The 21,780-nt window shown below is 66.4% G+C and carries 16 protein-coding genes and 1 pseudogene; 15 read left to right on the top strand and 2 right to left on the bottom strand.

What is annotated here, in order from left to right:
• Positions 1-358 (top strand): annotated as a pseudogene (locus IP83_RS20605) (kinase); the annotation flags it as partial.
• On the opposite strand, the gene IP83_RS07980 reads toward IP83_RS20605, so the two are convergent.
• Complete coding sequence (locus IP83_RS07980; RefSeq protein WP_054121687.1) at positions 343-2,520, bottom strand: primosomal protein N'; 2,178 nt, start codon at positions 2,518-2,520, stop codon at positions 343-345. The pseudogene IP83_RS20605 and the gene IP83_RS07980 overlap by 16 nt on opposite strands.
• A gap of 127 nt (positions 2,521-2,647) precedes the next feature.
• On the opposite strand from IP83_RS07980, the gene fsa reads away from it, so the two are divergent.
• The 9 genes from fsa to cysS all read left to right on the top strand — a co-directional run bounded on the left by fsa (position 2,648) and on the right by cysS (position 13,009).
• The gene (fsa, locus tag IP83_RS07985) at positions 2,648-3,301 is read left to right on the top strand and encodes a fructose-6-phosphate aldolase (RefSeq protein WP_054121688.1); all 654 of its coding nucleotides are present in this window, start codon (positions 2,648-2,650) and stop codon (positions 3,299-3,301) included.
• A gap of 27 nt (positions 3,302-3,328) precedes the next feature.
• A complete protein-coding gene (gene cobT / locus IP83_RS07990) occupies positions 3,329-5,146 on the top strand; it encodes a cobaltochelatase subunit CobT (protein ID WP_054121689.1) in 1,818 nt (605 codons plus the stop codon).
• Positions 5,147-5,245: 99 nt separating this feature from the next.
• Positions 5,246-6,055: a hypothetical protein gene (locus tag IP83_RS07995; protein ID WP_054121690.1), complete on the top strand. Its 810-nt coding sequence runs from the start codon at positions 5,246-5,248 to the stop codon at positions 6,053-6,055.
• Complete coding sequence (locus IP83_RS08000) at positions 6,052-7,257, top strand: M48 family metallopeptidase (protein ID WP_054121691.1); 1,206 nt, start codon at positions 6,052-6,054, stop codon at positions 7,255-7,257. The genes IP83_RS07995 and IP83_RS08000 overlap by 4 nt, the downstream gene beginning before the upstream one ends.
• Before the next feature lie 10 nt (positions 7,258-7,267).
• A complete protein-coding gene (locus tag IP83_RS08005) occupies positions 7,268-7,858 on the top strand; it encodes a hypothetical protein (RefSeq protein WP_231624962.1) in 591 nt (196 codons plus the stop codon).
• 54 nt (positions 7,859-7,912) lie between these two features.
• Positions 7,913-8,584 carry a nitroreductase gene (locus tag IP83_RS08010; RefSeq protein WP_369817008.1) on the top strand — a complete coding sequence of 224 codons (672 nt, stop codon included), beginning with the start codon at positions 7,913-7,915 and terminating at the stop codon, positions 8,582-8,584.
• Between the two features lie 75 nt (positions 8,585-8,659).
• Positions 8,660-10,693, top strand: coding sequence for an adenylate/guanylate cyclase domain-containing protein (locus IP83_RS08015; protein ID WP_054121692.1), 2,034 nt, complete (start codon positions 8,660-8,662; stop codon positions 10,691-10,693).
• A complete protein-coding gene (locus IP83_RS08020; RefSeq protein WP_054121693.1) occupies positions 10,680-11,423 on the top strand; it encodes a hypothetical protein in 744 nt (247 codons plus the stop codon). Before IP83_RS08015 ends, IP83_RS08020 begins: the two co-directional genes overlap by 14 nt.
• A 74-nt stretch (positions 11,424-11,497) precedes the next feature.
• Positions 11,498-13,009 carry a cysteine--tRNA ligase gene (cysS, locus tag IP83_RS08025; RefSeq protein WP_054121694.1) on the top strand — a complete coding sequence of 504 codons (1,512 nt, stop codon included), beginning with the start codon at positions 11,498-11,500 and terminating at the stop codon, positions 13,007-13,009.
• Position 13,010: 1 nt separating this feature from the next.
• On the opposite strand, the gene IP83_RS08030 is transcribed toward cysS, so the two are convergent.
• The gene (locus tag IP83_RS08030; RefSeq protein WP_054121695.1) at positions 13,011-13,721 is read right to left on the bottom strand and encodes a hypothetical protein; all 711 of its coding nucleotides are present in this window, start codon (positions 13,719-13,721) and stop codon (positions 13,011-13,013) included.
• Between the two features lie 57 nt (positions 13,722-13,778).
• Between IP83_RS08030 and IP83_RS08035 the strand changes: the two genes are divergently transcribed.
• The 5 genes from IP83_RS08035 to IP83_RS08055 all read left to right on the top strand — a co-directional run bounded on the left by IP83_RS08035 (position 13,779) and on the right by IP83_RS08055 (position 21,754).
• On the top strand, positions 13,779-14,717 hold the full coding sequence (locus IP83_RS08035) for a D-2-hydroxyacid dehydrogenase (protein WP_054121696.1): 939 nt from the start codon (positions 13,779-13,781) through the stop codon (positions 14,715-14,717).
• A gap of 148 nt (positions 14,718-14,865) precedes the next feature.
• Positions 14,866-16,527, top strand: coding sequence for an acetolactate synthase large subunit (locus IP83_RS08040; protein ID WP_054121697.1), 1,662 nt, complete (start codon positions 14,866-14,868; stop codon positions 16,525-16,527).
• A 281-nt stretch (positions 16,528-16,808) separates the two neighbouring features.
• Positions 16,809-18,245 carry an aldehyde dehydrogenase family protein gene (locus IP83_RS08045; protein ID WP_054121698.1) on the top strand — a complete coding sequence of 479 codons (1,437 nt, stop codon included), beginning with the start codon at positions 16,809-16,811 and terminating at the stop codon, positions 18,243-18,245.
• 282 nt (positions 18,246-18,527) lie between these two features.
• The gene (locus tag IP83_RS08050) at positions 18,528-19,874 is read left to right on the top strand and encodes a multiheme c-type cytochrome (protein WP_054121699.1); all 1,347 of its coding nucleotides are present in this window, start codon (positions 18,528-18,530) and stop codon (positions 19,872-19,874) included.
• Positions 19,875-19,927: 53 nt separating this feature from the next.
• Positions 19,928-21,754: a heme-binding protein gene (locus IP83_RS08055; protein WP_231624967.1), complete on the top strand. Its 1,827-nt coding sequence runs from the start codon at positions 19,928-19,930 to the stop codon at positions 21,752-21,754.
• Positions 21,755-21,780 lie beyond the last annotated feature (26 nt).

Consider the following 21,780-nt stretch of genomic DNA (forward strand, 5'->3'; position numbering starts at 1 on the left):
CCCGCCGATCAACTGGCTCGAAGCCGAGGAGGATACGGCGGGCATCTGGCGCCGCCATGTCAACACGGCGCTTGGCGGTCCATACCGGCCATTGCTGGATGGGACGGATCTGGTCATCATGCTGCAGGCGCCTGACTTCGGCGCCGTGCTCGGCTGGCGGCAAATGCAGGAGGCCAAGCTGCGCGCGCGCACCGGCAGCGGGATGTCGGATGCCGAAGTCGCCCGCTTTGTGCGGCATTATGAACGCCTGACGCGGCATCTGCTGGCAGACTTGCCATCGTGGGCCGATGTGGTGATCCCGCTTGACGCGGACCACGGCGTCGGCGCGGTCCGCTATGCGGTTCAGACGAACGAATAGGGGTCGATATCGACCGCCACCCGCACCCCCGGCGGGAAGCGCAGCGGGGCGAGCCAGCCCTTGATCAGCTTCTGCACTTCGGCCGAGCGGCGCGCCGCGATCAGCAGGCGGTAGCGGTGCCGGCCGCGCAGCAGAGAGAGGGGGGCCGGGGCCGGGCCGAGGATGAGGACGCCCGGCTCCCTGGGCTGGGCGCCGCCGATGGCGCGGGCGGCCTCGCGCGCTTCCGCCTCGTCCTCGCTCGAGACGATGATCGCCGCCCATCGGCCAAATGGCGGCGCGCCGGCCTCGCGCCGCGCTTCGGTCTCGGCGGCGTAGAACGCGTCGCGGTCGCCGCTCGCCAGCGCGGCGATCACGGCGGCCTTGGGGTGGCGCGTCTGGATCAGCACGTCGCCCGGCTTGGCCCCGCGACCGGCGCGGCCCGCGACCTGCGCGATCTGCTGGTAGGTCCGCTCGGCGGCCCGGAGGTCCCCGCCATCGAGCCCCATGTCCGCATCGACCACGCCGACCAAGGTCAGCTCGGGAAAGTGGAAGCCCTTGGTGACGAGCTGGGTGCCGACAATCACGTCGATCGCTTTCGCCTCGGCCTGCGCGACGAACTCCGCCGCCGCCGCTGGGCTGGCAAGCGTATCGGAGGTCACCACCGCCACGCGGGCACCGGGCATCAATTCGCCCACTTCGTCGGCAATGCGCTCCACCCCCGGCCCGCAGGCGACCAGGCAATCGGGCTCGCCGCATTCCGGGCAGACCGGCGGCGGCGGCACTTCGTGCCCGCAGTGATGGCAGGCAAGCCGCTGCGAGAGCCGGTGCTCGACCAGCCATGCCGAGCAGTTGGGGCACTTGAAGCGGAAGCCGCAGTGCCGGCACAGCGTCAGCGGTGCATAGCCTCGGCGGTTGAGGAACAGCAGGCTCTGCTCGCCCTTGTCCAGCCGGTCCGCCAGCGCCTCGACCAGCGGCGGCGCCAGCCAGCGCCCGCGCGGCGGCTGCATTTCGGTGAGGTTCACCACCGCGATCTTCGGCATCAGCGCTCCGCCGAAGCGGCTCGGCAGCACCAGCCGCTTGTAACGTCCCGCCTCGGCCATCTGCAGGCTTTCAAGCGCGGGGGTGGCGCTTGCCAGCACCACCGGCACCGCTTCGAAGTGCCCGCGCATCACCGCGACATCGCGGGCATTGTAGCGCACCCCGTCGTCCTGCTTGAACGCGATCTCATGCGCTTCGTCGACCACGATCAGCCCGAGATCGGCAAACGGCAGGAACAGCGCCGAGCGCGCGCCGACCACCACTTTCGCGCCCCCGAACGCCACCTGCCGCCACGCCCGCCGCCGCTCTGAGGCCTTGAGCGAGGAATGCCAGGTGACCGGCTGGGTCCCGAACCGCTTTTCAAACCGGCTGAGAAAGGCTGCCGTCAGCGCGATTTCGGGCAGCAGCACCAGCACTTGCCGCCCCGCCTCCAAGGCTGCCGCCACCGCTTCGAAATAGGTCTCGGTCTTGCCCGAACCGGTCACCCCGTCGAGCAGGAACGGCTGGAACCGGTGCGCCTTGACAGCCGCCACCATATCCGCCGCCGCAGCGGCCTGCTGCTCGGCGAGATCAGGCGCGGCGAACTGCGGATCGGGTGCGGGGTAGGGCCGGTCGCTGTCGACCAGTACCGGCTCCAGCAGGCCTTGTCCCAGCATCCCGCGCAGCACGGCTTCGGAGACCCCGGCGATTTCCGCCAGTTCGCGCATGGTCGCCTGCTCGCCCTGCAGCAGATCGAGCGCCTGCAGGCGCTGCGGCGTCATCCGCGCCGGTTCCTCGCCCGTCAGGCGGTATTCGGTGACGGTCCCGCTGCCCTTCAGCGCCGCGCTGCTCGAAAGCGCCATGCGCGCGACGGCAGACAGCGGCGCGAGGTAATAGTCCGCGCACCAGTTGATAAGCCGCCGCAGCGGTTGGGAGAGGGGCGGCACCGGCAGCACTTCCAGAACCGCGCGCAGCTTGTGTTCAGGCCAAGGCGCATTCGCTTCGTCTCCCGGCAACTCGCCTTCATCCCACACAAGCCCAAGGATCTGGCGCGGCCCCAGCGGCAGCACGACCACGCTTCCCGGCGGCGCGTCCATCCCGGTCGGCACCCGGTAGTCGAGCGCGCCGAGGGCGGCGTTGAAGACGATGCAGCGGACGCGGGTCATTGGCACCATCTAGGCATTCGCGCCCTTGGGGGCAAAGTCTCACCGACACCCGCTTGGGGAAGAATGACAGGTACAAAGCGCCGCCACCCGCGCTATAGGGTGCGGGAATCAGCCGAGGGACAAGCCGATGAAATTCTTTGTCGATACCGCCGATACCGCCGAGATTGCCGATCTTGCCTCGACGGGCCTGCTCGACGGCGTGACCACCAATCCCTCGCTGATCGCCAAGGCGGGGCGCGACTTCATCGAAGTCACCCGCGAGATCTGCGGTCTGACGTCGGGCCCGGTCTCGGCCGAAGTCGTCGCGCTCGATCATGCCGGCATGATGCGCGAGGCGGAAATCCTGCGGAAGATCGCCGACAACGTCTGCATCAAGGTGCCGCTCACCATCGATGGCCTCAAGACCTGCAAGGCGCTCACCGGCGACGGCACGATGGTCAATGTCACGCTGTGCTTCTCGGCCAACCAAGCGCTGCTCGCCGCCAAGGCCGGCGCGACGTTCATCTCGCCCTTCGTCGGCCGGCATGACGACAACGGCTTCGATGGCATGGACCTCATTCGCGACATCCGCCTGATCTATGACAACTATGCTTTCGGCACGGAAATCCTCGTCGCCTCGATTCGCCACGGGGTCCACGTGCTTGAGAGCGCCAAAATCGGTGCCGACGTGATCACCGCGCCGCCGGCGGTCATCAAGGGTCTGTTCAAGCATGTCCTAACCGACAAGGGCATCGAAGGCTTCCTTGCGGACTGGGCCAAGACGGGGCAGAGCATCGGCTGATCGATTTTCGACGGATGAAGACAGACCTTGGCTGACGAAAGCCCCCTCGACCAGTTCCGCTCCGTTCTCGCCGGCACCGCGCGCGCCGTGGCGGATGTGCCCGAGCTCGAAGTCGCCTGGACCGCCGATGCGCCGAGCCAGACGGGGACGAACCTGCGCCTGCCGATGCCGGGCCGTGCGCTACCTGCCGCGCAGGTGGCTGAAGCGCGCGGGTTTGCCGATGGCATGGCGCTCAAGCTGCGCCTGCACGACGAGGGCCTGCACGGCCGCGGCGCACCGGTCGAGCCGCTCGCCCGCGCGTGCTACGACGCGGTCGAGCAGGTCCGCTACGAAGCACTTGGGTCGGATGGATATGCGGGTATTCGCGGCAACCTCGATGCGGCGACGACCATGCGCCTCGCCTCCGATCCGATCACCCGCGCGATCCGCCCGGAAGATGTGCCGCTGCCCACCGCGCTCGCCATGCTGGTGCGCGAGAAGCTGACCGGCCAGCCGGTGCCGCAGGCCGCCGAAGTCGGCACCGCGATGGTGCGCAGCTGGATCGAAGCGCGCGCCGGGGCCGATATCGAGGGCCTTGCCGATCTGCTCGGCGACCAGAAGGCGTTCCAGAACCTCGCGCTCGAAATGCTCGGCCATCTCGATCTCACCAAGGCGACCGACGAGGCCGATGACGGCGGCGACGAGGACGAGGGCGAGCAGGCCGACGATCAGGCCGAGGACCAGCCCGACGCTTCGGACGACGGCGCCGAGCAGCAGCCCAGCGAAGTCGCGGGTGACACGACCGAAGGCGACGAGCAGGGCGAGGAGCAGGAGCAGACCGAGACTTCGGAAGACACCGCCGACGCCGACATGGCCGACGAAGGCGACGAGGGCATGCTGCCCACGCGTCCCAACCGGCCGTGGACCGACCTGCCGGAAAGCTGGGAATACAAGGCCTACACCACCCAGTTCGACGAGGTCGTCTCCGCCACCGAGCTGTGCGACGAGGAGGAACTCACCCGCCTGCGCGCCTATCTCGATGCGCAGCTCAAGGGCCTGCAGGGCATTGTCACCCGCCTTGCCAACCGCCTCCAGCGCCGCCTCATGGCGCAGCAGAACCGCTCGTGGGATTTCGATCAGGAGGAAGGGCTGCTTGACGCCGCGCGGCTGGCCCGCGTCGTCATCTCGCCCGGCCATTCGCTGTCCTACAAGATCGAGCGCGACGTCGAGTTCAAGGATACTGTCGTCACGCTGCTGATCGACAATTCGGGCTCGATGCGCGGGCGCCCCATCTCGATCGCGGCGATCAGCGCGGACATCATGGCGCGCACGCTCGAGCGCTGCGGGGTCAAGACCGAAGTGCTCGGCTTCACCACCCGCGCGTGGAAGGGCGGCCAATCGCGCGAGGCATGGCTTTCGGGCGGCAAGCCGGCGCATCCGGGGCGCCTGAATGACCTGCGCCACATCGTCTACAAGAAGGCCGACGAGCCGTGGCGCCGCGCGCGGAAAAACCTCGGCCTCATGATGCGCGAGGGTCTGCTCAAGGAAAACATCGACGGCGAGGCGCTGCTCTGGGCGCACACGCGCCTGCTCGCGCGGCCCGAGGATCGCCGCATCCTCATGGTCATTTCGGACGGCGCGCCGGTCGACGATTCGACGCTTTCGGTGAACTCGGCAGGCTATCTCGAACAGCACCTGCGCCGCGTGATCGACTGGATCGAGAAGCAGTCGCCGGTCCAGCTTGTCGCCATCGGCATCGGGCACGACGTGACGCGGTATTACCGCCGCGCGGTGACGATCATGGATGTCGAACAACTCGGCGGCACGATGGTCGAGCAGCTGGCGGGCCTGTTCGAAGACGATTGATTTCATTCTGGCTGCAAAAACCGTTGCAGCATGTGCGGTGCGCGGCTTGCAACCCGCTCTGGTCTAGGTTCTATCAACCGGACTTTGGAGGGGGATTTCATGAAGCTGGTTAGAAACCTGCTTTGGCTGGTGGCTTGTGTCATGCTTCTGGTCAGTGCGCCTGCAGCATTTGCGCAGGAGAAGACCGGCAGCAAGGCCGGGTTCACGCTGAAGCCGGGCACGGTGCGGATCGTGCTGATGCGGCCCACCATCCGAGTCGGATCGCAATCGGCGGGCGGGGTGATCACGCCCAACGCGGAATGGTCCGCGAATGCGCGCGAATACATCGCCAAGGCGCTCAAGGCGCAGCAGGACAAGCTGGGCAATGTCGTCGTCGATTACGACGAAGGCGTGACCAAGGACGGCGCCGTCGTCACCCAGTATTCCAACCTGTTCGGCGCGCTGGCCGATTCGGTGATCGAATACCAGTTCTTCCCGGGCAACCGTCTGCCGACCAAGAAGCGCAAGGGCTCGTTCGAATGGAGCCTCGGCAATGGCCTTGCCAACCTCGATTCGCTCAAAGGTGCCGACTACGCCTTGTTCATCAACACCTACGACGGGTACGGGTCCGCCGGTCGCAAGATGCTGCAGCTGTTTGCGGCGATGGGCGGGATTTCGGTGATTTCCGGGGTGCACTGGGGGCATGCCGGCCTTATTGATCTCAAGACCGGCGAGCTGGTGTGGCTGAATGCCGACCGTCAGATGGGCGGCGACTTGCGCACCGAGGATGGCGCGGTGAAGCGGGTCGAGCAGCTGCTCAAGGGTTTCCCGGGCCAGGCGGCGCCCGCCGCTCCTGCTGCGGCAAGCGTTCCTGCCGCTGCGCCCTCAGCTTCTGCTGCCGCACCAAGCGCTTCTGCAGCAAGCCAATGAGCTTCCACCGCCGCTTCACAGCCGTGCTCTCGGGCTGTGCGGCGCTGGCCGGGGCTGCGCATGCGGTTGAACCCGCTGCGCCGGTCTTGCCGACCTATACTGCCGCCTATCAGCCGCAGACCAAAGACGAACGCGGCATCTGGATGGAGGCGGACGAGGACGAGCGGGTCCTGCGCGATTCGGTCCTGCTCATGCGCGATGAGGGGCTCAACGCCTATGTCCGGCAGGTGCTGTGCCGCGAAGTCGGCGAGGATCGTTGCCGCAGCGTGCGGCTCTATATCGTCGAGGTTCCGCAGTTCAATGCAAGCATGGCGCCCAACGGCACGATGCGGGTGTGGACCGGACTGCTGCTGCGCGTGCAGAACGAGGCCGAACTCGCCTCCGTGCTCGGGCACGAATTTGCCCACTTCGAGCTTCGCCACTCGCTGGCGGGCATCAAGGCCCGGCGCGATGCGGCCAGCCTTGCTGCGTGGATCGGCGTGCTAAGCGCAGGCGCGGCCAATATCGGCACCGGCGGCGCAGGCAATGGCAGCACGCTGCAGCTTGCGGTGCTGGGCAACTATTTCAAGTTCAGCCGCGAACAGGAAACCGCGGCTGATCTTCTCGGCCTGCAATACATGGCGAAGTCGCCTTACGATCCGGCGGCGGCCTCGCAGATCTGGCAGTCGATCATGGCAGAAGCTGATGCCCGGTCGGTGGCGCGCGGATTGAAGCCGGGGCGGGAATACAAGGCCGCGTTTTTCGGCACGCACCCGCCTTCGCCGGAGCGCGCCGCCTACCTCAAGGCCGAAGCCGACAAGCTGGGCAAGCGCGGCGAACTGCGCGCGCAGCAATATCGCGAGGCGATCCGGCCCTTCCTGCCGCGCCTGCTCGCCGCACAGGTCCGCTCGAACGACTTCGGCGGAAGCGAGTACTTGCTGCAGACGCTTTCGGCGACCGAAGGCTGGACCGGCGATCTGCTGTTCGCGCGCGGCGAGCTTTTCCGCCAGCGCGGCAATCCGCGCGATCTCGTGACCGCCGCCGATCTGTTCCGCGATGCGATTGCCAAAGGCTATGCCAATCCCGAGGCGCATCGGGAACTGGGCCTTTCGCTGATGCGGGGCGGCCAGGAAGCGGACGGCAAGGCCGCGCTGCGCGAATACCTCAAGCTCAAGCCCGATGCGAATGATGGCAACGTCATCAAGATGCTGGTCGGCAGTTAGGGACATGGTGATGATGAAGAACGCTTTTGCTGCGGTGTGCGCGGTGTCGTTGCTCTCTGCCGGCGCTGCCAGTGCCAACTCGCTGGTGGCCCCGGGCGCGCATAGCGGGGTGGCCAAGTCCAGCATCGCAACAACGTCGACCGGCGAGTGGAACAAGCTCAGCCGCACCGAGGGGCCCGGCGTCGAAGTGTGGACCCGCGATGGCGACAGCCTCAACAAGGTCTCGTTCTTCGGCGGCATCGGCGGCGGTCTGCCGATCTACCGCGAGCGCAACAAGAAGGAAGCGCCGCTGCCCAAGGTGACCGCGAACATGCTGCTGCCGGACATTCCGGTCCTGCTCGAATCGACGTATCGCAGCCAGTATCAGGTCAACAAGTTCAGCCTCGAGAGCCAGGATATCGTCACCATCGAAGGCAAGCAGGCGATCCGGTTCACCTACAGCTTCGTGCGCAGCGACGACGAGGTCGAGCGCAAGGGCGAGGCGATCGGTTCGATCGTCAAGGGCAAGCTTTTCATGGTCACCTATGAAGCCCCGGCGATCTATTTCTTCGACAAGGACCTGCAGGATTTCCGCAAGATGGCGGAGACGCTGAAGTTCTGATGTCGCCGACCGATCCGGGTTGACGGTTCAGGTTTAACCGGGCAGTTAAATACCATGACCAACATGACCGTGGCAGATGCCGTCCTCACCCGCCGTTCCATTCGCGCCTTCCAGGACAAGCCCGTCCCGCTCGATGTGCTGCGCCGGGTGATGGACACCGCGCGCTGGGCGCCTTCAGGGTGCAATTTCCAGCCGTGGGAAGCGACCATCGTCACCGGCGCGCCGCTGAAGGAACTGCAGGCCAAGATGGCGGTGACACCGCCGCAGGACCCGCGCGAATACAGCTGGGACGATCCCGAAGTGATCCCCGAATGCAAGGCGCGGCTCCACGGTGTGGGCAAGGCCATGTATGCCGCGATGGGGATCGGCCGCGAAGACGTCGAAGCCCGCACCAAGTTCATGGGCGCCAATCTCGTCTCGTTCGGCGCGCCGGCCGTGCTGCTGTGCTATTTCGACCGCCGCATGGGGCCGCCGCAGTGGTCGGATGTCGGCATGTGGTTGCAGACGATCATGCTGCTGCTGCGCGGCGAGGGGCTGGACAGCTGCCCGCAGGAATTCCTCTCGGTCTATGCCAAGCTGATCAAGGACTTCCTCGGCGTTTCGGACGAGACGCACATCTTCTTCTGCGGCATCGCCATCGGCTACCGCGTCGAAGAGAACCCGGTGAACAATTTTCCGCGCGAGCGTGAGCCGATTGACGGCAACGTGAAGTTCCTCGGTTTTTGATGGGGTTCAGTGCGCTGCGGCATAGGCAGCAGCGCACCGGGCGGCTAATCCCATTCCCAGAGCAGGGGGTGGGCAATGCCTGATTCCAGAGGCAGATCGGTACAAGCGCTGCGGCAGGGACTGCGGCAGCTCGGCTGGCAGCGGCTGGCCGTGGCGGGTTTGCTCCTAGCACTGGCGCTTTTCACCGCGCTGCGCAGCTGGAACCTGCCGCTGCTCAGTGCGGCGGAGAACACGCTCTACGATGTCCGTGCCGCCGGTTTCGCGCCGCGCAGCGATACCGACAAGCGCATCGTCCTTGTCGTCTACACCGACGATACCAACCGCAAGACCGGGCAGATTTCCCCGGTCGACCGCACGGTCCTCGCGCAGGCGCTGGCGCAGATCGAGGCGATGGGCGCCAAGGGCATCGGCATCGACGTGCTGATGGACAGCGCGCAGGATGATGATCCCCTGCTGCAGGCCGTGCTGCGCGGAATGCGCACGCCGGTATTCCTCGCCTTCGCCAACAACCGCACCAATCCGGAGGCGATCACCTGGGAGCAGGAGCAGGACCTGAGGCGCTATCTGGCGGCTGTCACCACGGATACGACGAAGCCCGCCAGCATCCTTCTTGTGACCGACAGCGACGGCGCCGCGCGCCGCTGGCCGCGCCATTATCCGGGATTGCCGCCACTGCTTTCAGAGGCGCTGACGCAAGGCACAAGCGATGCCGCGCCGCAGTTCTCCGGCTTCACCGGCCCGATCCGCTACCGCCTGCCGACCGCGAAAGACCGCCCGGTCTTCGAGAAGATCCCCATCGATCTCCTCGCCGATCCCGCCACCGCGCCGCTCGTCGCCGATACGATCCGCGGCCGCTATGTGCTGATCGGCGGCGATTTTGCGGATTTCGACCAGTTCGACACCCCGTTCACCCGCACCGGCCTTTCGCCCGATCCGCGCGGGGGGCAGTCACGGATGATCGGGGTGGAAATCCACGCCTCGATGCTGGCGCAATTGCTCGACAAGGCGCTGCCGCGCAGCGTGCCGGGCTGGGCGCAGATATTGGGCGCGGTCGTGGCGGTCTTGCTCGGCATGGCGACGGCAGCAGCGCGCGCGCGGCCCTGGCAGCTGGCGCTGGGGGTTGCGGTGCAGTTGGCGGCGTTCGCGGTGTTTCCGTTCCTCGTGGCGCGGGCGGGGTTCGATACGCTGGGCTTCCCCGCAGTCGGCTGGCCCGCGGGCTGGCTGATCGCATACGTCGCGGTCAGCGCGGCGCTGCGGGCGATCAACGCGGCGCAGCGCGAGTTTGCGCAAGGGGCGCTGGGCAAATACCTGCCGCGCTCGGTCGCAGCCGAAATCCTGCGCAATCCGGAACGGCTGCGGCTGCACGGCGAAAAGCGGGAGATTTTCTGCCTGTTCAGTGATCTCGAGGGTTTCACCAAGCTGACTCATGCGGTCGAGCCGGAGATGATTGCGCGGCTGCTCAACGACTATCTCGACAAGCTTTCGGCGGTGGTGCTCGAACATGGCGGCACGCTCGACAAGTTCGTCGGCGATGCGGTCGTCGCGTTCTGGGGCGCGCCGATTGCCTATCCGGATGACGGCGAGCGCGCGGTGAAGGCGGCCATCGCGATGTACCATGCGGGTGAGGCGTTCCGCCGCAATGCGCCGCCGGGTGTCCCGCCAATCGGGCGGACGCGTGTCGGTGTCCATTTCGGCGAGGCGATTGTCGGCAACTTCGGCGGTGACGGACGAATCCAGTACACCGCGCTCGGCGATGCGATGAACACCGCGGCGCGGCTGGAGGCGGCCAACAAGCCGCTCGACACGACCATACTGGTCAGCCGCGAGGTGCTGGAGCGCTGCGGATTGGACGGTTTCCGGCCGATGGGCAAAGTGGGCCTGCGCGGACGGGCGACCCCGGTCGAAGTGTTCGAGCCGGTGCCGGAGGGCGCACCCGAGGCCCGGACGCTTGCGGAGGACCTCCTTGCCGCGCATGCTGCAGGAAACCGCTCCGGTGTGCAGGCGCTCACAGCGCGAATCGCGGCGGAGGGCCACAAGGATCCCGCGCTGGCCAATCTGGCGCGCCGCCTTGCGGAACTGGATGATGGAGAGAGCTATGTCCTTGGCTAGTCGCACTCTTGCTGCTGTTGCCCTTGTTGGCGCCAGCTTCGGCTGGAGCGTCGCCGCGCACGCGCAGGCGGTGGTGATCCGCTCGACCGGCCCTTCCGCCGCCGCTTATCCCGCAGGCCGCAAGCTGCCGGCGGGCGCTGCGGTGACGCTCAAGGCGGGCGATCAGGTGACCGTGATCGACCAGGCCGGCTCGCGCGTGCTTTCGGGGCCCGGCGCGTTCCGCATCGATAATGCTGTCAACCGCGATGCAGCGGGCGGCGCGAACACCGCGCTGGCAGCCCTCATCGCCCGGGGCGGCGCGCGCACCCGCACCGGGGCGGTGCGCGGCGATACCGAAGTTCCGACCGAAGCGGTGCGGCCCGACAACGTGTGGTACGTCGATGTCAGCCGCGGCGGCACTGTCTGCATCGCCGATCCGGCACAAGTCGTGCTGTGGCGCCCCAACCGCGCGGAGACCGGCAACGGCACGCTCTACGGCGCGGACAACACCCCCGCCGAAGTCACCTTCCGCGCCGGCAGCGCGATCAAGCTCTGGCCGGTGGCCAGCCTGCCGGTGGTCGATGGGCAGACCTACCGCTTCACCAGCCCGCTCGGCCAGACCGTGAAGATCACCACGCGGCTGCTGGTCGATGTGCCGGAAGACCCGGTGGCGGTCGCGGCGCTGCTTGCAGAAAAGGGCTGCTCGGCGCAGATCGACGTCCTCGCGAGCGCGCCGGCAGCCGCCGAATAAATAGGGACAGTCCCCTTTTTTCCTGACGCGCTCGCGCTTGACCGGCAGGCGCGCGGGCTGGCAGAGCGCGGGGCATGGAACTGACCCTGTTCAACAGCCTGACCCGCCGCGCCGAGCCCTTCCAGCCCGTCCATGAAGGCGAGGCGCGCGTCTATACTTGCGGGCCGACGGTCTACAACTACCCCCACATCGGCAACATGCGCGCCTATGTCTTTGCCGACGTGCTGGGCCGGACGTTGAGCTTCAAGGGCTACAAGCTCACCCACGTCATCAACATCACCGATGTCGGCCACCTCACCGACGACGCGGATGAGGGCGAGGACAAGATGGAGCGGATGGCGGCTGCGCAAAAGCAGTCCATCTGGGACATCGCCGAGCACTACAAGCAGGCCTATTGGGCCGATGTCCGCGCGCTCAACATCCGCCAGCCGGCGCAGTGGACGGTGGCGACCGACTACGTCGAGCAGATGATCGATTTCGCGAAGGGCATCGCGGAAAAGCACTGCTACGAACTCGACAGCGGCCTCTACTTCGACGTCTCGACCGTGGCCGACTATGGCCGCCTCGCCCGCGCGCAGACCGAGGACGGCGAGGGCCGGATCGAGGCGGTGGAAGGCAAGCGCAATGCCGCCGATTTCGCGATCTGGCGCAAGACCCCGCCGGGCGAGACACGCCAGATGGAATGGGATTCGCCCTGGGGCAAGGGCGCGCCGGGCTGGCACCTCGAATGCTCGGTGATGTCGGGCGCGGTGCTGGGCTTTCCCTTCGACATCCACACCGGCGGGATCGACCACCGCGAAATCCACCACCCCAACGAGATCGCCCAGAACCAGGCGCATTGCTGCACGAATGGCCTCGACGACGCGGCCAATTCGGGCGCCAAGGTGTGGATGCACAACAACTTCCTCGTCGAGCGCAGCGGCAAGATGTCGAAGTCGTCGGGCGAGTTCCTGCGGCTCCAACTCCTGATCGACAAGGGCTATCACCCGCTCGCCTACCGGCTGCTGTGCCTGCAGGCGCATTACCGCAGCGAGCTGGAGTTCAGCTGGGAAGGGCTGGGGGCGGCGCTCACGCGGCTGAAGCGGCTGGTGATGGCCATCACCAACCTCAAGCACCGTCATGCTGAACTTGTTTCAGCATCCATCTCTCCGCCCGAGCCGTGGGTTCGTGACGAGGGATGGACCCTGAAACAAGTTCAGGGTGACGGATTTGAGTCGTGGCGGGATTTCTTCGTAAACTTCGATGCCGCGATTTCGGAGGACCTCAACACCGCGATAGCGCTCACCGTATTGGAAGGCGTTCTCGCGCGGAAGAAGGTGCCGCCTGCGGAGACCTTGCAGATCGTCGCCGCCATGGACGCCGTCGTCGGCCTCGACCTGCTCAACCTCACCCGCGCCGACCTCCGCCTCCGCCCCAAGTCCGCCGAGATCACCGAAGCCGAAATCGAAGCCACCCTCGCCGCCCGCAAGGAAGCCCGCGCCGCCAAGGACTTCGCCCGCTCCGATGCGCTGCGCGATGAACTCGCCGCCAAGGGCGTCGAAGTGATGGACGGCGATCCGCTCGGCTGGGAGTGGAAGCTGGGGTGACCTAACGCTTGGGCACCACCACCAGCTTGTAGGGAATGTAGAGTAGCACCTCGGAGAGGCTCGCACGGGTCCATTCGACCGGACGGTTGAGGCCTTCGATTTCTACCCCGTAGTCCGGGCCGAGTTTGGCCGCCATTGTGCGCGCATCGGCGGCAATCGCATCCGCCACGGCGCCGCGGTACTGGTCCGGCGCCACGACCGAGAGCGTCAGGTCATCGGCGTTGCCGAATTCCGCGCGCCCCACCGGCTCCACTGCCTTGATGAATTCGGCAATTTTCTTCTCGGCGACCACTCCGGACATCGTCCCGCCCAGCGGCACCTTGATCAGGAACACGGCTCGTGAGGTATCGGGACGGCCCGCTCCTGACAACGCGAGGGTCTTGTAGTTCTGCAAGGTCAAGGGCTCGACCGTGCGCTGCCCATAGGCCAGCTGGACGCCATGCTTCGGCGCGAGGCGGATCGCATTTTCGATCATCTGATAGACCTCGGCGATACGCTTGCCCGCATCGCGCGTATCGCCGGTGATCGAGACTTCCTGCACTGCGAAATCAGCAATGCGCTTGAGCCCGACAGCTGGCACCCGTTCGTCGAAGCCATCGGAATCGCGGCGCGTCGCCGTCACGATGACTTCCGCCATGCCATCGTCCTCAGCCATCGCAGCTGCCGGCCACACCGCGCAGGCGAGGCAGACTGTCAAGAAAATCCGTTTCATTGGCATGCCTCTCTCCGCTATCCCGCTTGAACGAAACAGTGCGGGAGAGCCTTGTCAATGACGGTCCTTGTGATGAACGCGCTCGCCGCGCCGCTGGTGCAGCCGCACTTGCCGGACTGGGTGAGCCCGCGCTTCTTCCGCCACACCGCCGAATTGATGGAGATGGCGCCCGAGGCCGAGATCGGCTGGTTCGACCTCGAAGATACCGCGCCGATGGCCGAGGCGGTCAAGCTGGCCACCAAGCTCAAGTGGCTCACCAGCATCTATGCCGGGGTCGACGGCCTGCCGCTCTCGCTGATGGCCGAGCGCGGCGTCGTCATGACCAACGGGGCGGGGATCAATGCGATCACCATCGCCGAATATGTTGTGATGGGCATGCTCACCGTCGCCAAGGGCTACCGCGAGGTGGTGCGCGCGCAGGATCGGCACGAGTGGCTGACCGATTCGCCCGGCAAGCTCGAACTAGCTGACAGCAAGGCGCTGATCCTCGGCTATGGCGAAATCGGCCAGCGCGTCGACCGGGCGCTCACGGGCTTCGGCGTCGAGGTGACCAAAGTGCGCCGCTCGGCAGGGGAGGGCACGCTGCTCCCCGATCAGTGGCGCGCGCGGCTCGCTGAGTTCGACTGGGTGATCCTCGCGGTGCCGGGAACGGCAGAGACCGAAGGCATGATCGGCGAGAGCGAACTCGCGGCGATGAAACCTTCCGCCGTGCTGGTCAACGTCGCGCGCGGCAGCGTGGTCGATCAGGATGCGCTGGTCGCGGCGCTCACCGCGCAGAAGCTGGGCGGCGCGTTCCTTGACGTCACCACGCCCGAGCCGCTTCCCGCCGACCACCCGCTCTGGGCCATGCCCAATGTCCACATCACCATGCACCTCTCGGGCCGCGCGCAGGGCAAGATGTTCAAGCGCGCGGTGGAGCGCTTCCTCGGCAATCTCGAGCGCTTCCGGCGCGGCGAGCCGCTGACCCATCAAGTCGATCTCGCGCTCGGCTACTGACCCTTCGCGCGGGGCGTGACTCCCGCGCACGGCTTTGTTACCCCTAGGGGCAGGGCGGCAGCGCACAGGCTGTAACCGCCAGTTGGTCGCGACCGTATTGGGATGAGGGAGCAGCGAGGCGCGCGCTCCCCGTGGGGAGCGAACACACATGACCGAAGGTTCCGGTAAGAAAGCCTCTGACCTGTTCATCGAATGCCTTGAGGAGGAAGGCTGCGAATACATCTTCGGCGTGCCCGGGGAAGAGAATCTCGATTTCCTCGATTCGCTCTCGCGCTCGAAGAAGATCAAGCTGGTGCTCACCCGGCACGAGCAGGGCGCGGGCTTCATGGCCGCGACTTATGGCCGCCACACCGGCAAGACTGGTGTCTGCATCGCCACACTGGGGCCGGGCGCGACCAACTTCGTGACGGCAGCGGCCTATGCCACGCTTGGCGGCATGCCGATGCTGATGATCACCGGCCAGAAGCCGATCAAGAAATCGAAGCAGGGCCGCTTCCAGATTCTCGATGTCGTCTCGATGATGGGCCCGATCACCAAGTTCACCCACCAGATGGCCTCATCGGACAACATCCCGAGCCGCGTGCGCGAGGCCTATCGCCTTGCCGAGGAAGAGAAGCCGGGCGCGACCCACATCGAGCTGCCCGAAGACATCGCCGACGAGCACACCGATTCGCGCCCCCTCAAGCGCAGCCAGGTCCGCCGCCCCAGCGCCGATCCCAAGTCGGTGCGCCAGGCGGTCAACGCGCTTGAAAAGGCCAAGGCACCCGTTCTGGTGATCGGTGCCGGCGCCAACCGCACGATGACCGGGCGCATGCTGCTTCAGTTCGTCGAGAAGACGGGCATTCCCTTCCTCACCACCCAGCTCGGCAAGGGCGTGATCGACGAGCGGCACCCCAAGTTCCTCGGCTGCGCGGCGCTTTCGGCCGGAGACTTCGTCCACCGCGCGATCGAGGACTCCGACTGCATTGTCAACATCGGCCACGATGTGATTGAAAAACCGCCGTTCTTCATGCGCGATGGCGGGCCGACGGTGATCCACGTCTCGTCCAAGACCGCCGAAGTCGATCCGGTCTATTTCCCGCATATCGAAGTGATCGGCGATATCGCCAATGCGATCTGGCAGATGAAGGAGGACATCGTCCCCAACGGCAGCTGGACTTGCGGCAAGATGCTCGAATACCGCGCCGCCGAAGTCGCCCACACCGCGCCGCTCGCGGCCGACGCGCGCTTCCCGATCTTCCCGCCGCACCTCGTGCAGCAAATCCGCGATGCGATGCCGGACGACGGGATCATCTGCCTCGACAACGGCGTCTACAAGATCTGGTTCGCACGCGGCTACACCGCCTATCGGCCCAACACCGTGCTGCTTGACAATGCGCTCGCGACGATGGGAGCGGGGCTGCCTTCCGCGATGATGAGCGCGATGCTCTATCCCGAGCGGAAGGTCATGGCGATCTGCGGCGACGGCGGGTTCATGATGAACAGTCAGGAGATGGAAACCGCGGTGCGCCTCGGCCTCAATCTCACCGTGCTGATCCTCAACGACAGCAGCTACGGCATGATTCGCTGGAAGCAGGCCAACATGGGCTTTGCCGATTTCGGGCTGACCTATGGCAACCCGGACTTCGTGAAATACGCCGAAAGCTACGGCGCGCATGGCCACCGCGTCGAAAGTTCGGCGCACCTCAGGGAACTCCTCGCGCATTGCCGCGATACGCCGGGGGTGCACCTGATCGATTGCCCGGTCGATTATTCGGAGAACGACCAGATCCTGAACAAGGATATCAAGGACCTCTCGAAGGCGCTTTGAGGAGGGCTCATGCCAACCGTCGCGGACTTCCTTACCGAGCTGGATGCACAGCTGGGGCGTGCTTCGCGGTTAGGTGAGACCCACTTGAAGGTTAACGCAGGCGAACTTCATCGAGTTGTCGGTGGATATCCTCCTAAACGCGGTGAAAGTCATGCCATGCCTAACTGTTGTCAGGCGATGTGGAAGCGATTTGAATTTGGTTGGGACCGAGAGATTTCTGTTCCGCCAAGCAGGAAGGGGGCAACATTGACCCTGAGCTACAAATTACCCCGGAGCGCAGAATGACCAAACTCAAAGACGTCTACCCGCTCTATCTCAACAACAAGGCGGTGCAACCCAACACCGATCTCGTCGTGACCGACAAGTTCACCGGCGAAGTCGCGTTCCGCACCGCGCTGGCGACGCCGGACGTGATCGACGAAGCGATTGCCGGTGCCGTGCGCGCGGCCGAGCCGATGGCGCGGCTGGCGAGCTACGAGAAGCGCGATGTGCTCGCCCACTGCGTGCGCCGCTTCATCGAACGCTTCGACGAACTCGCCTATGCGCTCTGCGTCGAGGCGGGCAAGCCGATCGCCGACGCGGAGGGTGAAGTCACCCGCCTGATCGACACCTTCCGCATCGCCAGCGAAGAGGCGACGCGCAACTACGGTGAAGTCCAGCCGCTCGATATCTCGGCGCGGGCAAAGGGTTACATGGGGATGTGGAAGCGCGTTCCTATCGGGCCGTGCAGCTTCATCTCGCCGTTCAACTTCCCGCTCAATCTTGCCGCGCACAAGATCGCCCCGGCCATCGCGGTCGGCTGCCCGTTCGTGATGAAGCCCGCGAGCCTGACGCCATTGGGCGCGATCATCATGGGCGAAGTGCTGGCGGAATGCGATGTCCTCCCCGAGGGCGCCTTCTCGATCCTGCCAGCCAGCCGCGCCGGGGCCGATCTGTTCACCACCGACGAGCGGCTGAAGCTGCTGTCGTTCACCGGCTCGCCGGGCGTGGGCTGGGATCTCAAGGCCAAGGCGGGCAAGAAGAAGGTCGTGCTGGAGCTCGGCGGCAACGCGGCGGTGATCGTCGACGCCGATGCCGATCTCGACCACGCGCTCGCGCGCATCGTATTTGGCGGGTATTACCAGTCGGGCCAGTCGTGCATCCATGTGCAGCGCGTGATCATCCACGAAAGCATCTACGATACCTTCCGCAACATGCTGGCAGCCAAGGTGAAAACGCTGATCTCCGGCGATCCCAAGGCACGCGATACCTTCATCGGCCCGATGATCTCGGCCAAGGAAGCGCAGCGCCTCAAGGGCTGGATCGACGCGGCAGTGGCCGGCGGCGCCACCCTGCTCGCCGGCGGCGGCTGCGAGGGCGCGATGCTCGAGGCGACCCTGCTCGAAGGCTGCAGCCGCGACATGGACGTCTACACCGAGGAAGCGTTCGGTCCGGTCGTCATCCTCTCGAGGTTCAGCGATTGGAACGAGGCGCTCGAAGAGGTCAATGACAGCAAATTCGGCTTGCAGGCCGGTATCTTCACGCGTGATATTCACAAGGTGCTTGAAGCCTGGGATCACCTCGAGGTCGGCGGCGTGGTCGTCAACGACGTCTCCAGCTACCGGGTCGACAACATGCCCTATGGCGGGGTCAAGGACTCCGGCCTTGGCCGTGAAGGCGTGCGCTTCGCGATGGAGGACATGAGCGAGATCCGCAATCTCGTCATCCGGCGGGTTTGACGCACCGATCTGGATGGAACTCCGGGCTGCGGTGAAACGAGGAGCTTGATACGATTACGCGCTTGAACGGGGTGCGTCGTCTGGCGTAACCAATGCTTTAAGGGTCGCCCGGTTAGGTCTCGTCCTGCGCGCGGTGAGGGCCGCAATGGTTCCTCCGCAGTCTGCGCCGGACGTAGGGAACGAGGGGCAATGCGGGGCATATCGACACTGGCGCGGCCGCTCGTGGCTGCCCTTCGCAGTGGAGCAAGGACTCCGCGTCTGGCAGGCCTCGCGTGTCTGGCCATGGCGCTGCTCGCACTTGGCACAGCGCTGGCGCTGCACCCGGCGCCGCTTTCTGCCCAATCCGCCGATGCCAGCGAGGTTCGCCGCGCGCACATGGGGGTCGCCAGTTGCGCCGGTTCGACCTGCCACGGCCGCAGCGTCGCCAGCGGAACACCGATCCGGCAGGACGAACTGCTGCGCTGGCAGGAGGAAAGCTCCCCCACCGGCGCGCACAGCCGCGCCTGGCGCGTGATCGGCGAGCCGCGCGGCCAGGCCATTGCCCGCCGCCTCGGGCTCGATAGTGCGGGTGTCGTCCGCGAATGCGCCGGATGCCACGCCTCCAAGGGCGCCGAGAAGCTGGCGGACGGGGTCGATTGCGAGGCCTGCCACGGCAATTCGGGCGCCGGCCCGAGCGGCGGCTGGCTCGCCACCCACTACACTGTTGGCACCAGCCACGCCCGCAATGTGGCGCAGGGGATGACCGACCTCACGATTCCGCGCGTCCGTGCCGGGGTCTGCCTCGATTGCCACCTCTCGGGCGACGGGCAGGGCCAGTTCATCGCGCACCGGATCATGGCGGCGGGCCATCCGCGCATTGCGTTCGAGATGGACCTCTTCAGTACCTTGCAGCAGCACCACGACGAGGACGCCGATTACGTCGCGCGCAAGGGCCACAAGACCAATTCGATGCAGATGTGGGCGATCGGGCAGGCCGAGGCGGTCTCGCGGGGCCTGTCGCTCTACATGCAGCCCGCCAAGGCGAACGACGGGGTGTTCCCCGAGTTCACGTTCTACGATTGCCATTCGTGCCACCGCCGGATCTACGACAGCGACGAGGCGAATGTCAGCGCGGTGCCCAATCCGGGCCGCCCGATCCATGCGGGCATGCCGCCCTGGAACGACGAGAACATGATCCTGCTGCTGGCGGCCGCGCGCGTCGTCGCGCCCGCAGAAGCGGCCACGTTTGATGCGCGCAGCAAGGCGTTCCACCGCGCGATGGGCGTGGGCCGCAGCGAAACCGTGGCCGCCGCGCAGGCGCTGCGCCAATCCGCCGAGGCGCTGTCCGCGCGCTTTGCGGGCACCGCGTTCAGTCGCGAGCAGGCGTTCACCGTGATCGATACCATCGCCAGCGACGCGATTTCCGAGCGCTTCACCGATTACGAAGGCTCGGTCCAGTCGGTCATGGCGCTCGACACCTTGCTCAATGGCATGGTCAACGCCGGGATGGTGACATCGGGCAGCGCGGGCAACCTGCGCATCCAGATCAACCAGGCCTATGCCGCGGTGCGCGATCCCAACGCCTTCCAGCCCATCGCCTTCCGCCGCGCGCTGGGCGGTGCCGTCCGTTCTATCCGGAGTCTTCGCTGATGGCCCTTCGCAAGCTGTGCGGGCAATTTGCTGCCTCGCTCGCCCTTGTCGGCATGGTGCTGTCGGGCTTTGCACCCCTGGCCGCGACCACTGCCAGTGCAGCCGTCTACCGGGCGCCCGCGCTCGAGGCGCTGACGGTCGCGGATGTTCAGCGCATCATCGCGCAGGCCGCGGGTGAGGCGAAGGCGCGCGGCGCCAAGGCGACCATCGCCGTGGTCGACCGCGTGGGCAACGTGCTCGCCGTCTACCGCATGACCGGCGCGGGCACGACGATGCGCATCAACGCGCCGACCCAGCTCCCCGCCAACGTGTTCCCCTCCGAGCTGGGCGCGATCGCCAAGGCCATTACCGGGGCCTACCTCTCCTCCGGCGGCAATGCTTTCTCCACCCGCACTGCCAGCATGATCGTCCAGCAGCATTTCCCGCCCGCGCCGAGCACGCCGGGGCTGGAAAGCGGGCCGCTGTTCGGGGTGCAGTTCAGCCAGCTGCCGTGCTCCGATCTCAACACGCGCTTTCCCGGTTCCGCGGTGCCGGTCGATGCGATGATCGGGCCAAAGCGCTCGCCGCTGGGGCTGGCCGCAGACCCGGGCGGCTTCCCGCTCTACAAGAACGGCGTGGTGGTCGGCGGGGTCGGTGTGCTGGCGGACGGGGTCTACGGTTTCGATCCCAATGTGCTCGATTTCGACAACGACCTTGACGAGCTCATCGCCTTCGCCGCGCTGCAGGGCTTCTCTCCGCTGCCCACGATCCGCGCCGACCGCATTCCGGTCGACGGGACGACACTGCGCTTCTCCGACGCGACCGCCAGCAAGCTTCACCCGCTCCAGTCCAGCTTTGCCGCGCTGGGCTCCGCTGCAGGCGCGCTGATCCCGGTTGCGGGGTACTATGCCGGCAGCGCGATCCTTCCCGGTGCCGCCTATGGCACCGAGCGCAGCGGGGTGCGCTTTGCGACGGCGGCCGATTTCAGCAACCCCGAAGCCTTCGTGCTCAGCGACGGCAAGGGCGCCAACCGCTTCCCGATCCGGGGCGGCGCCGATGCTGCCGAAGTGGGCACGGCGCTGACGCCTGCGGAAGTCCGTGCTGTCCTCGAGGAAGCCTTCAAGATCATGAGCCGCGCGCGCGCGCAGATCCGCCGCCCGCTCGATTCGCCGGCACAGGTCACGATCTCGGTCGTCGACAGCTGGGGCACCGCGCTAGGCGTGGTGCGCAGCCCCGATGCGCCGATGTTCGGCACCGATGTCTCGCTGCAGAAGGCGCGGACGGTGGCGTTCTTCTCCAACCGCCGCGCGGGCGAGCTGCTGCTGGCCGATCCCGATCCGGGCGTCGCGCCCACGGTCGCCGCGTTCCGGACCTTCCTGTCCGACAACACCGCGCTCACCGGCAAGACCGCCTTCTCAAACCGCGCGATCGGCAATCTCGCGCGGCCCTACTTTCCCGATGGCGAAGTGGGGCGCCCCAATGGTCCGCTCTCGGTGCCGATCACGAAGTTCAGCCCTTTCGCCACCGGCCTGCAGACCACGCTGATCGCGCGCACGCTCGGCTCGAACCGCTGCACCAACGTGCCGCTGGCGCCGAGCGGGCAGCAGCGCCTTGCCAATGGCATCCAGATCTTTTCGGGCTCGGTGCCGATCTACCGCGGCAACGTGCTGGTGGGCGCCATCGGCGTTTCGGGTGACGGCATCGATCAGGACAACATGATCGGCTTCCTCGGCGTCAACAACGGCGGCCTCAAGGTCGGCGGGATCAGCAATGCGCCCAAGACCATGCGCTCCGACCGGATCGTCGTGAACGTCGGTGTCGGCGTGCGGCTGCGCTACATCAGCTGCCCTTTCGCGCCGTTCCTCGATACCTCGATCCAGAATGTCTGCGAGGGCCTGTGAGCTTTTTCGCGTCGCTCCTCGCGCCA

Origin of the sequence: Novosphingobium sp. AAP93, assembly GCF_001296055.1 — a bacterium.
Lineage (GTDB): Bacteria > Pseudomonadota > Alphaproteobacteria > Sphingomonadales > Sphingomonadaceae > Novosphingobium.